The sequence below is a fragment of the Desulfobulbus sp. genome (assembly GCF_030824455.1).
Lineage (GTDB): Bacteria > Desulfobacterota > Desulfobulbia > Desulfobulbales > Desulfobulbaceae > Desulfobulbus.
This window is the reverse complement of record NZ_JAVBXR010000052.1, coordinates 1-10,930: the sequence shown is the minus strand read 5'-3', so window position 1 is coordinate 10,930 and position 10,930 is coordinate 1. Positions and strand designations below refer to the sequence as shown.

General features: G+C 62.1%; 11 protein-coding genes. 1 reads left to right on the top strand and 10 read right to left on the bottom strand.

All coding sequences use genetic code 11. The features are described from left to right. The 5 genes from RCH93_RS07780 to RCH93_RS07760 form a co-directional block, all read right to left on the bottom strand. The coding region (locus RCH93_RS07780; RefSeq protein ID WP_306547778.1) for an energy-coupling factor ABC transporter ATP-binding protein at positions 1–758 on the bottom strand (758 nt) is incomplete at its 3' end. After that, entirely contained in the window at positions 755–1,450 is a 696-nt protein-coding gene (locus RCH93_RS07775; RefSeq protein WP_306547777.1) for an ABC transporter permease, read from the bottom strand. The genes RCH93_RS07775 and RCH93_RS07780, both read right to left, overlap by 4 nt. A 93-nt stretch (positions 1,451–1,543) precedes the next feature. Next, positions 1,544–2,437 (bottom strand): substrate-binding domain-containing protein, encoded by an 894-nt coding sequence (locus RCH93_RS07770; protein WP_306547776.1) that lies wholly within the window; start codon positions 2,435–2,437, stop codon positions 1,544–1,546. 55 nt (positions 2,438–2,492) lie between these two features. Next, on the bottom strand, positions 2,493–3,404 hold the full coding sequence (locus tag RCH93_RS07765) for a helix-turn-helix transcriptional regulator (RefSeq protein ID WP_306547775.1): 912 nt from the start codon (positions 3,402–3,404) through the stop codon (positions 2,493–2,495). Positions 3,405–3,569: 165 nt separating this feature from the next. Further along, entirely contained in the window at positions 3,570–4,016 is a 447-nt protein-coding gene (locus RCH93_RS07760; protein ID WP_306547774.1) for a hypothetical protein, read from the bottom strand. A 95-nt stretch (positions 4,017–4,111) separates the two neighbouring features. Here RCH93_RS07760 and RCH93_RS07755 point away from each other — a divergent pair, with 95 nt between their 5' ends. Continuing rightward, complete coding sequence (locus RCH93_RS07755) at positions 4,112–4,831, top strand: ThiF family adenylyltransferase (protein WP_306547773.1); 720 nt, start codon at positions 4,112–4,114, stop codon at positions 4,829–4,831. 43 nt (positions 4,832–4,874) lie between these two features. On the opposite strand, the gene RCH93_RS07750 is transcribed toward RCH93_RS07755, so the two are convergent. The 5 genes from RCH93_RS07750 to RCH93_RS07730 all read right to left on the bottom strand — a co-directional run bounded on the left by RCH93_RS07750 (position 4,875) and on the right by RCH93_RS07730 (position 10,633). After that, positions 4,875–6,803 carry a molybdopterin biosynthesis protein gene (locus tag RCH93_RS07750; protein WP_306547772.1) on the bottom strand — a complete coding sequence of 643 codons (1,929 nt, stop codon included), beginning with the start codon at positions 6,801–6,803 and terminating at the stop codon, positions 4,875–4,877. Positions 6,804–6,810: 7 nt separating this feature from the next. Next, a complete protein-coding gene (locus tag RCH93_RS07745) occupies positions 6,811–7,164 on the bottom strand; it encodes a hypothetical protein (protein ID WP_306547771.1) in 354 nt (117 codons plus the stop codon). Positions 7,165–7,227: 63 nt separating this feature from the next. Further along, a complete protein-coding gene (gene glp / locus RCH93_RS07740) occupies positions 7,228–8,466 on the bottom strand; it encodes a gephyrin-like molybdotransferase Glp (RefSeq protein ID WP_306547770.1) in 1,239 nt (412 codons plus the stop codon). Between the two features lie 198 nt (positions 8,467–8,664). After that, the gene (locus RCH93_RS07735; RefSeq protein WP_306547769.1) at positions 8,665–8,889 is read right to left on the bottom strand and encodes a MoaD/ThiS family protein; all 225 of its coding nucleotides are present in this window, start codon (positions 8,887–8,889) and stop codon (positions 8,665–8,667) included. Positions 8,890–8,902: 13 nt separating this feature from the next. Beyond that, on the bottom strand, positions 8,903–10,633 hold the full coding sequence (locus RCH93_RS07730; protein ID WP_306547768.1) for an aldehyde ferredoxin oxidoreductase family protein: 1,731 nt from the start codon (positions 10,631–10,633) through the stop codon (positions 8,903–8,905). Between the last annotated feature and the right edge of the window lie 297 nt (positions 10,634–10,930).

Here is a 10,930-nt window from a genome sequence, read left to right as displayed (position 1 = left end):
GCGGGCAGGGCAAGGTCGACCGCGCCGTGGAGGATGCAGTGCAGCGGCGCGTTGTGCTCCTGGTTGTCCCGGCGGAAGGTGCAGGCAAACGAGTTTTCGTAGGCCACCTCGGCCAGGCGGCCGTTTTCCAGCACCAGGGTGTGCTGGGCCAGGGCTGCGGCCTGCAGACGGTCGTGGGTGGTGAAAACGATGGTCGTGCCCTGTTCGCGGTTGATCTGCTGGAGCAGGCCGACGATGATCGCCTGGTTTTCGGCGTCGACGCTGGCGGTGGGTTCGTCGCAGAGCAGCACCATGGGCGACAGCGCCAAGGCCCGCGCCAGGGCCAGCCGCTGGGTTTCGCCGCCGGAGAGTTCGTGGGCGGCCGCTGATTTGTAGCGGCTCAACCCCACGGTCTCCAGGGCCTCGTCCACTTTCCGCCTGCGGACGGTCGGGTCGATCTTTCTGATTTTCAAGCCAAATTCAATGTTGCTGCTGACCGTGGCCGAGAACATGATCGGATGCTGATCCACCAGCACCACCTGCCGCCGCAGCTGCAGCAGCCTTTGGGGCGAGGGCTCCACCAGTTCGCCGCAAAAGGTCATCGTCCCGCTTGCCGGCGTTTCCAGAAAGGCGAGAATGTCGAGCAGCGTGGTCTTGCCGGCGCCGTTGGGGCCAAGCAGGGCGTGGATGCGCCCGGCCTCGAGGTCCAGACGGTCAATGTCCAGCACCACCCGCCCATTGTAGCGTTGGACGATTGATCGCAGCGAATAGAGGGTCATCGCCCGCTCCTCCCTTGGATGAGGTTGAACAGGATGTTGACCCCCAGGCTGATCGCCATCAGCACCAGCCCCAGGGCCACGGCCAGGGTGAAGGAGCCCTTGTCGTATTCCAGGGCCATGGCCGTGGTCATGGTGCGGGTGAAGCCCTTGATGTTGCCGCCGAGCATCATCGATATGCCGATTTCGGAGATCACCCGGCCAAAGGCGGAGATCACCGCCGCGCCAATGCCGAAACGGCCCTCGCGCAGCACCACCAGCGCGGTCTGCCAGTCGCCGGCGCCGAGCGTCCTGGCGGTCTTGCGGTAGCGCGCGTCCACCCGGCTTACTGCGGCGATGGTCAGGGCCGTGACCAGGGGCGCAATCAGGATGAACTGACCAATAATCATCGCCTGTTGGGTGTAGAGCAGGTCCAGGGGGCCAAAAATCCCGCGCCGCGAGATAAAGACGTAGACGAACAGGCCGATCACCACCGTGGGCAGGGCGAGCAGGGTGTTGAGCAAGGTGACGACGAGCCGCTTGCCGGGCATGCGGCTGTGGGCGATGGCAAAGCCGGCGGGGACGCCGACCAGCGACGCCAGCGCCGTGGCCAGGCAGCTGGTGGTCAGCGACACCTGGACAACTCTCAGCAGTTCCGGGTCGAGCGACCAGGCCAGGCGGCAGGCGGCGACAAAGCTTTCAAGGAAAAAGGACATGGATCGATTGGGCGTGAAAGGAAACGCAACGGGCGGAAAGAATCCTGGATTCAATCCGCCCGGCAGGGGGCAGCAGGGGCAAACCCTGAGCCCTTATTTGGTGGCGTCGGGGAAGAACAGTTGCTTGCCGTGCAGTTTGTAATCGGCAATCACCTGCTGCCCCTTGGCGGAAACCAGCCATTGGGCCATCTGCTCGGCCAGTTCAGCCTTCACATGGGGATGCTTCTGCGGATTGACCGGAATAACGCCGTAGGGGTTGGCCAGCTGGCTGCCGCCTTCGCAGAGGATTTCCAGGTTGACCGGCACTTCCCGGCCGAATTTGTATTTGATGTAGGTGCCGCGATCAGCGATGGTGTAGGCCTGTTTTTCGTCGGCAATGGTCAGGGTTTTGCCCATGCCCTGGCCAACGGAGAGGTACCAGTCGCTGCTGGCCGCCGGATGCACGGACTTGATTTCCACCTGCTTGCCGTCTTTTTCCATGGTGGAGACGCTGTTTTCCAGGCTCAGGCCTGAAGCCTTCCACAGCTCCTGTTCCTTGGCGTGGGTGCCGGAATCGTCACCGCGCGAGATGAAGGTCGCCTTGGCGGCCGCGATTTTCTTGACCGCGTCCGCGCCCTCGGCCACGCCTTTGACGGCGGCCTTGTCGCTCGCCGGGCCAACGATGATGAAATCGTTGTGCATCACCGCGTATCGCTTGGTCCCAAAGCCGTCCTTGACAAAGGCGTCTTCCCGCGCCCGGTCGTGGACGAAAATGACGTCGACGTTGCCGTCAACGCCGTCGCGGATGGCCGCGCCCGTGCCCTTGGCAATCACCTTGACCGCGATCCCGGTGTCTTTTTCCAGGGCCGGCAGTAGCACGTCCAGCAGGCCGGATTCCTGGGTGGAGGTGGTGGTTGACATCTTGATGACTTTTTCCTCGGCAATAGCAGAACCGCCGGCCAGGGCCGCGAGAATCAGACCGCAGCACAACGCTTTTACACCTTTCATAATTTCCTCCTCTTTGCTTGATTGCAGGCAGACATTCACACCTGCCCTGTAAAAATTACTGACCTTCCTGAAAGACGATTTTTCCAGCCATGCTCAGGTCGTAGCCCTTGATCGCGCGGCCGGCCTCCTTGAACGGTTCGGACTGGAGCAGGCCGAAAAAGGCCTGGATGGCCTGCTCGAAAAAGACCTCCTTGGACACCAGCAGATCGAACCGCTCCCAGCGCAGGGGTAGAAAGCCAAGGTCCAGCGCGCCCGCCACCGCCTCGATGCCGGGACCGACGTCAGCCCGCCCGGCCAGGATCTCCAGGCCCACGTCCATGTGCCGCGCCACTTCGTAGTCGTAACCGACGATCTTGTCGGCCCGGACGCCGGCCTTCTGCAGTTCCCGGTCCAGCAGCAGCCGGGTGCCGGTGCCCAGCGAACGGTTGACCATTCGCAGCCCCGGTCGCCCAAGATCGGCCACGGACATGATATCCTTTGGATTGTTCTTCTTGAACAGCAGGCCCTGCAGGCGGCGGCAAAAATTGACCACCACCGGCATTTTGTCGAACTCCTGGGCTGCGAACTGGAAATTGTACTCCTCGTCGTCGTCCTGGACGAGGTGGCTGGCGGCAATGTGGCAGAGGTTGTTGCGCAGGGCCTGGACCCCGCCGAGGCTGCCAAGGTTGCCGAACACCGCCAGATGACCGGAAAACGAGCGGTTGAACAGGGTGATGGTCTTGTCGAGGAGCAGGTCGTTGCTGCCGGCGAGCACCACCAGTCGCTGGTTCGAGGTCAGGGGGCGGATGTTTTCAGGGAAGTTGATGGTGTTGTTTTCCACCCATTGCTCGATCAGATACTGGGGAAAAAGCCATTTGCCGGCAATTTTGGTGGCGGGCATGGCCTTTTCCGAGACCAGGGTGTAGACCATTTTTTCATGGATGTTGAGCAGTTCAGCGACTTCTTTGGTGGTCATCAAGCGTTTCATGGACAATCCTGGGGCAGAGTGAGATAGATCAGTAGTTGCCCCGGAAAGATGGCTTTTTTGGTCGCTTTCCGTCAATATTATTTCTTTATTCGCGATTTCTTTTTCCATTACCAACTCATTCCTACCAAAAACAACAGCTGGAGCCTCACTGCGCTTCGGTTGCAATCATCTGTCCCGGATCTCCCAGCCCTGGAAGATCGACCAGTGGCGGAATTTTCGCGGCATGTGGCTGCCGACGGAGCCGCTGATCAGAATCATCCACAGCAGCGGCGCGGTCAGGGCCGGCGCCCAATGGATCAGCAGGCAGAGGCCAAGGTGGAGCAGGGCCAGAAGCCCCTTGCCCCGGTGCGGCCAGCGCCGGTCGTGGCGCCACTCCAGCAGCAGCAGGAAGCCGCCGGTGGCGATGGTCAGGTGATGCCAGGGCGTCAGGCGGACAAAGGGCACGGCCAGCAACAAGCCTCCAAAGAGCAGGGCGGCGGCGCCGATATGGCCGGTGCGCGCTGCAATGCCGAGCCAGCGCATGGTCGCAGACGGTTGGGCGGCGGTCTGGCGGGCAGGCGTCTTCAATGACGGCGTGGGCGGCGCTGTTGCGGGATGTTCGGTGGGCTGCATGGGATGTTCCAGTGTGTTTCCTGACGATCCGTGCGTTCGTCGTCAATGGCGCCCGGGCCGCAGAGCAATTGACAGCGGCCCGTGGCGCAGGTATCGTGCGGAAAGCAATCAACAATCATCTCTTTCTCGGGGCCTCGACCATGCCGTCTTTTGCCGACACCTTTGCCCGCAACCAGGGCGCGCTCAGCGACGCCGAGCAACGTCTTCTCCAGGAAAAGCGGGTGGCGGTGATCGGCTGCGGCGGCCTTGGCGGCTATGTGGTCGAGGAACTGGTCCGCATCGGAGTCGGGCGGCTGCATCTCTTTGACCCCGACGTCTTTTCTCCCAGCAACTGCAACCGCCAACTCAACGCTCTCCAGTCCACCCAGGGCCGCAACAAGGCTGAGGCGGCGGCGGATCGGGCGGCCGACATCCACCCTTTCAGCGCCGTGGTCGCCTATCCCCAGGATTTTCGGGCGGCAGACCAGGCGGCCCTGCAGGTCGACGCAATGGTCGACTGCCTCGACGACGTCCAGGCCCGGCGTGACCTGGCCAATCTGTGCAACCGTCGGGGGGTGCCTCTGGTGCATGGCGCGGTCAGCGGCTGGTACGGTCAGGTCGGGGTGCAGTTGCCCGGCTTTGATCTGATCAAACGCCTGTATCCGCAGCGCGCGGCTGCCGGTCCTGCGCCGTCGGTGCTTTCCTTCACCGTGGCTGTCATTGCCAGCCTCCAGGTTGCCGAGGCAATCAAACTCCTGCTGGGGCAGTCGTCGTCGCTGCACAACAGCTGGATGCACATCGACCTCAAGGACGGCGATTTCCTCCGGGCCGAATAACCGCGCCACTGTCCGCCCCTGCCTCGTCCGGTGGAGCGTCTTGTCAATCCAGCTGAACCAGCTGCCCGGTTTCCCGGGTGGAATAACCGCCCATGGCCTCCACCGTCTGCTGAAACAGCGGCGTGGCAATCACCCGCAACACCGTCTGCATCATCTCTGTTTCAAACACCGCGCCAGGAATCAGCAGGTCGTAGCGCTCCTCTATCAGCGGCACGAAATCAAGCCCCAGGGCCTTGGCCGCGCTTTTGATCCCCAGTCCCACGTCCACCTTGCCGGAAAGCACCGCCACCGCCACCGCCATGTGGGTGTATTCATCCTGGTCGTAGCCGGAAATGGCGTCGGGGTCGAGGTCGTTGCGGCTCAATTCGAAGTCGAGCAGCACCCGGGTGCCGGACCCGGCCTGACGGTTGATAAAGCGCACGCCGTCGGTCGTCAGGTCGCGGATGGAGGCGATTCCCTTGGGGTTGCCCTTGGGCACAATGAACCCCTGGGCGCGGTGCACCAGAGTGACGATGCGGATGTCGCGGTCGGCCAGGTGTTTGCGGACATAGCTGGTGTTGTAGGAGCCGTCCGTGGGGTCGAGCAGGTGCGAGCCGGCGATGTGGCACATGCCCTGTTTTAACGCCATGATACCGCCCAGGCTGCCGACGTGGGTCGAGGCCAGGGGATAGGCCGGGTCCTGTTGGCGAAGAAAATCGCCCAGCACGTCCAGGCAGAGGTCGTGGCTGCCGGTGCAGAGCATGGTGCGCTCGACCTGCGGCAGCGGCGCCAGCAGATCGATGTCCACTTCGCGGCCGTGGATTTCGCCTTCCGAGGAGGCGTCAATGCGGAGGATGGCGTTGGCCCGAGTCAGGGTGGTGATCGCCCCGGCGCCCTGTTTGAGCGGCACGGCAACAAAGTCGACGCCGATGCGGCCGACAATCATCCGTCGAAACTCCTCAATGCCTGCGCGCGAGGGCAAATCCTTGGCCAAGACCGCCCGAATCGCGGTCGGCGGCGGCATGTACACGCCCTGCATCCGGGCCAGGAGCGGGAGCACCAACTGCTCCATGGCAATGATCGCCGACACCGGATAGCCGGGCAGGCCGACCACCGGTTTGTTGTCGATCACCCCGAGAATGGTCGGCTTGCCCGGCATGATGGTGACGCCGTGCACCAGCGTCTCGCCCAGTTGCTCGATGATTCGTACGGTGTAGTCGGCGCTGCCGGCTGAGGAGCCGGCGTTGACGATCACCAGGTCGGCGTCGGAGGCGACCATGGCCTGGACGTGGCGGGTGATCGATGCAAAGTCGTCGCTGATGATCGGCGTAATCTCGACCTCGGCCCCGGCCTGCCGGGCGAGGCCGGCAAGGACTGTGGCGTTGGATTCAACCGTTTTGCCCGCAGGCGGCGCGTCTGGGCAGTCTTCCAGGCGCACAAGCTCGCTGCCGGTGGGGATGATCGCCACCTTGGGTCGTTTGCGCACCCGCACCGCAGCGCAGCCGCCGGTGAGCAGCGCCCCGAGATCGGCCGGGCGGAGTTGGTGGCCGGTGGGGAACAGCAATTCGGTGGCGACAATGTCCTCGCCCACTTTGCGCACATGCTGCCAGGGATAGACCGGGGCGCGGATCACGCCGGTTGCGCCGTCTTCGTCGAGCAGAACGTTTTCGATCATGATCACAGCGTTTTTGTCCGCAGGCAGCGGATAACCGGTGTTGATCATCACCGCCTCGCCGGCGTCAATCCGCAGGGTCAGGGGCGCGTCGTCGCTCGCGCCGAAGGTGTCCTCGGCCCGCACCGCCAGGCCGTCCATGGCGGCCGAGTGGAACGACGGCGACGAGAAGCGGGCGTGGACCGGACCAGCGGTCACCCGGCCGCAGGCCAGATGCGAGGGGATGGTCTCCTCGCCCGGGCAATGGTTGCTGAAACGGGACCAGAACAGCTGCTGGGCCTCTTCCCGTGAATGCATGTTGAGATAGATTTTTCGTTGCATGGCGGCGTCAGGGGATTAGGGGGGAGTCGTTTTGATGGCCAACCAGATATAATCGTTGTCTTCTCTCTTCTGGAGACAGCGGTTTGCCATGTCGAAGGTAATTGATCATTTCTTGGATATCATCGGAAATTTTTTTGTTCACAGCGGAGGTGGTGTTTTTCGGGGAGAGATGTTCCAGGTATTCGATGGTTGTGTTCTTTGCTTGTTGATCATTGTCCAGCAGGGCGATGTTGATGACGTCCTGGATTGCTTTTGTGGAATAGAATGCATTGGTTGTCTCGACCAGTCTTTGTGTAATCGTAACCAAGGTGTTTTCCAGTAGTTCGATTCTGTTTTGCAATGCTTTGATTTCCTGATTCATTTCTCTCCCGGCAATTGCGGCAATGGTTGCTGGACAATCTCGGCGGCGTGCAGCGTCATCCTCTCATGGAAACAACAGCACCGGGCATTCCACCCCTTTGTCCAGGCCCTCGACGTCGCGGCCGATGGGCAGGAGGCCGTCGGCGCGCACCAGCGGGTTGAGCAGACCGGATTTGCCGTAGACCGGCACGGCTAGAGGCGGCGCGCCGTTGTCTTGCGGGGTCAGGCGCACCCGGACGTAATCCTCCCGGCCGATCACCGAGGGCATTTGCTGGGCGGTGACGGCGCGAATGGCCTGCAAACCGAGTGTCGCCCCCAGTCCGCTGTATTGCCGCAACAGCGGGCGGACAAAGCAGTAAAAAATCACCAGGGCCGAGGCGGCGTGGCCGGGCAGGCCAAACAGGGCCTTGTTGCCCTGGCGGGCGAGGATGGTGGGTTTGCCGGGGCGGACCGAAACCCCGTGCACCAGCATGCGGCTCTCCGGGACGGCGGCGAACACCCGGTGGGTGAAATCGCGCTTGCCCACCGAACTGCCGCCGGAGAGCAGCAGCACGTCGGCGTCGGCCAGGGCCTCGGTGCAGACTGCGAGCATTTGGTCAAAATCGTCGCCGCAGATGCCGTGGGAGACGGCAATGCCGCCGGCTTCCTCGACCAGCGCCGCCAGGGTGGTGGAGTTGATGTCGCGGATCTTGCCCGGCGGCGGCGTCTGCTCGGTAGGCACCAGTTCGTCGCCGGTGGAAAGTATTGCCACCCTGGGCCGGCGATACACCGGAACCGAGGTGACGCCCAGACCCGAGAGCACGCCCAGATCTTGGGGCCGCAATCTGCTGCCGCAGCCGAGCACCGGCGCGCCCGGCGCGTAATCCTCGCCGGCGCGGATCACGTTTTCTCCCGGCGCCACCGGCCGGAACACGGCCACGGTTTCTTCGTCAAGCAGCTGGGTGTATTCGACCATGACCACGGCGTCAGCCTTTTGCGGCAGTTCGCCGCCGGTCCAGATGCGCGCCGCCTGACCGGGTCGCAGGCTCAGCGCCTGGCCGGAGGTCCCCATGGCGATCTCGCCGATGATCGTCAACAGGGCGGTTTCCGACTCGGAGCAGCCAAAGGTGTCGGCCGCGCGCACTGCAAAACCGTCCATGGTGGAACGGGAAAAGGGGGGCAGGGACTCGCGGCAGGTCTGTTCCTGGGCAAGGATGCGTCCCCTGGCTGCGGTCAGCGCCACAAATTCGGCATCAAGGGGCGCGAAGTCGCTCAACAAAGCAACAAAATCAGAAGGGCGGATCAGTTTGAAAAAATCGTTCATGCTGTTTTGCCTGTGCAAGGCCTCGTTACGGGGCAGAGGGGGCGAGAAAAGGGTTGCCGGAATTCAAAAAGCTGCCGGCGGCGGCACAAGAACGGAGGCCGCATTCATGCGTTCAAGTATAGCATGGATGCGGCGATCTGGAGCAGAGAATTTGCCGACAAGAAGGGAAGGAGGAAAAGGCGGCCAGCGGCGGGGTGATCATCCTCCGCCGATGGCCGGAAAGACAGCCAGCTGATCGTCTTCAGCCGGAACCTGCCGCAGTTCGCAGTGGCGTGAATTGATCATGGTCACGCCAACCTCGTCAAGCGGCACCCCGAGGGAGCGGATGATGTCTTCAACCGTGGTTCCCTCGGGGAATTCCATGCGTTGCTGCTTGAAGCGGTTGTCCCGGAAATAGGCGAACAGTTTAACCGTGAGCTGCATGAATCCGTGCTGGTTAGAAGTTCCAGAACGAGTCGATGGCCTCGTCGGTGATGTCCCACACCACGTTGTGCGGCGCAATCGGCTCCTCGGAGAAAAATTCGGGCAGCCGGTCGTCCTTGTTGGTGAAACCGGCGGCCAGGTTGAAGGCGCGTTCGGTTTTGAGGATGGTCATGCCGAGGTTGGTGACGTCGTTTGCAACCAGGTTAATGCCGTAGCGGGCATTGATCAGGTCGATCAGGGCCGGCAGACAGGTGGCGTCGTCGAGGGCGGCAAAGGCGATGAACAGGCACATGCCGGTGGAATCGATGGCTGCGGTGGCGATCTGCAGGTTGCGCGACAATTCCACCTGGCCTTCCTTGCTGAGCGGGTCAACCTTGCCGCCGACGCCGAGGATGTTGGTGGCAATGGTGTAGCCCATGGTGTGATCAGCGCCTTGGGTGGAGGTGGCGTAGGTGATGCCGATGCCTTTGATGGCGCGGGGATCGTAGGCCGGAATGGCCTGATTCTTGACCACCGGCACGCGAGTGACGCCAAAGGCCTTGCCCACGAAACCGGCGCCGTTGCCGATGATCCGTCCCAGCGGGGTTCCCTTGGCCACGTCTTCCTTGAGAATGCGGCACAGCTCGGCGCCGTCGCCGAATTTGAGCACGCCGGCCTCCATGGCCACGCCAAAGGCCACCGGAATCTCGATGGAATCGAGTCCGAGGTCGTCCATCACGTTGTCGGCTTCGGCCACATAATCAAGGTTGTCGATGCCGCAGTCCGCACCTAAGGCCCAGATGGTCTCATACTCAAAGCCCGAGGTTTTGTACTGCCCTTTGGCGTCGGCGTAGATCTGGGAACACTGGATAACGCAGCCGGGGTGACAATTGTGCCTCGGCTTGCCTCCGCGGGCGACAATGGTGTCGTACATGGTTTCGCCGGAAACCGCTTCGTGGCCTTCAAACTGTCCTGCCGTGAAGTTTTTGGTGGGCAGGCCGCCGGATTCGTTGATGATGTTGACCAGGACATTGGTGCCGTACTGCCCCAGGGCCTTGCTGATGGGGTTGTCGACCAGGGCCTTGGCAAAGGTGCGGTTGGCGGCCTTGAAGGCGTCGGGATTGGCAATGGCCACTTTCTGGTCGGTCGGTTCAACCGAGATGAATTTGATTCGCTTGGAGCCCATGACCGCGCCTAGACCGCCGCGACCGTGCGAACGCATGTGGCTGTCCGGATCTTTGATCGAGATGTTGGCGCCCAGCATTTTCATCTCGCCGGCCGGGCCGATGGTGATGACGCCGACCTTGTCGCCAAGGCGTTGGTTCAGGGTCTGGACCACGGCAAAGTTGCCCATGCCGACGACTTCAGTCTCTTCTTTGATGGTCGCGCCGTCGGCGTTGACGTGCAGGCTGTACCACTTGGAGTCGTCGGCAGGTTTGCCTTCGATGATCAGGGCCTTGACGCCCAGCTTGGCCAGCATCTGCGCCGAAGTGCCGCCGGCGTTGGCCTCTTTGATGGTGCCGGTCAACGGGCTTTTGGCGCCGCAGGAGAGGCGGCCGGAGTTGGCTGCCGGGGTGCCGGAGAGCAGGCCAGGGGCAAAAACCAGTTTGTTGTTCTTGCCCAGCGGATGACAGGTGGGCTTGACTTCGGCGGCAACGATGGTCGAGGTCAGGCCGCGACCGCCCAGGCCCATCCATCCCTCGGGTACAGATTCGACCTTGGCGCTCAGGTCCGACATGTTCACTCGAAAAATTCTATCAGCCATGCGATGACTCCTATGCAAAAAAGAGAATAGCCGGGCTCCGTCGGGAACCGGCACTCGTTAAAGACGACAGTTGGGGGCCTTGATGGAAAAACAAAAAATCAAGAAGTTGCCGAAAAATTTAGCTCGGTTTTTTATCTCTGTCAACACTTGTACGAAATGGTTGCTTTTGGTTGGAATCGGATCAGAGGCGCAGGGTCACAAGGAGTAAAGACCCTGCGCCTCCTTTCCGGTGGAAACGTCAAAACGCGGGACGCGTTACCGCGTCCCGCAACGCCAACCACAGCGTAACTTGTTGTG

Excerpts from the sequence above, each read along its gene's own strand:
- RCH93_RS07775 (WP_306547777.1), bottom strand. The coding sequence starts at position 1,450 with ATGTCCTTTTTCCTTGAAAGCTTTGTCGCCGCCTGCCGCCTGGCCTGG.
- RCH93_RS07770 (WP_306547776.1), bottom strand. The coding sequence starts at position 2,437 with ATGAAAGGTGTAAAAGCGTTGTGCTGCGGTCTGATTCTCGCGGCCCTG.
- RCH93_RS07765 (WP_306547775.1), bottom strand. The coding sequence starts at position 3,404 with ATGAAACGCTTGATGACCACCAAAGAAGTCGCTGAACTGCTCAACATC.
- RCH93_RS07760 (WP_306547774.1), bottom strand. The coding sequence starts at position 4,016 with ATGCAGCCCACCGAACATCCCGCAACAGCGCCGCCCACGCCGTCATTG.
- RCH93_RS07750 (WP_306547772.1), bottom strand. The coding sequence starts at position 6,803 with ATGCAACGAAAAATCTATCTCAACATGCATTCACGGGAAGAGGCCCAG.
- RCH93_RS07745 (WP_306547771.1), bottom strand. The coding sequence starts at position 7,164 with ATGAATCAGGAAATCAAAGCATTGCAAAACAGAATCGAACTACTGGAA.
- glp (WP_306547770.1), bottom strand. The coding sequence starts at position 8,466 with ATGAACGATTTTTTCAAACTGATCCGCCCTTCTGATTTTGTTGCTTTG.
- RCH93_RS07735 (WP_306547769.1), bottom strand. The coding sequence starts at position 8,889 with ATGCAGCTCACGGTTAAACTGTTCGCCTATTTCCGGGACAACCGCTTC.
- RCH93_RS07730 (WP_306547768.1), bottom strand. The coding sequence starts at position 10,633 with ATGGCTGATAGAATTTTTCGAGTGAACATGTCGGACCTGAGCGCCAAG.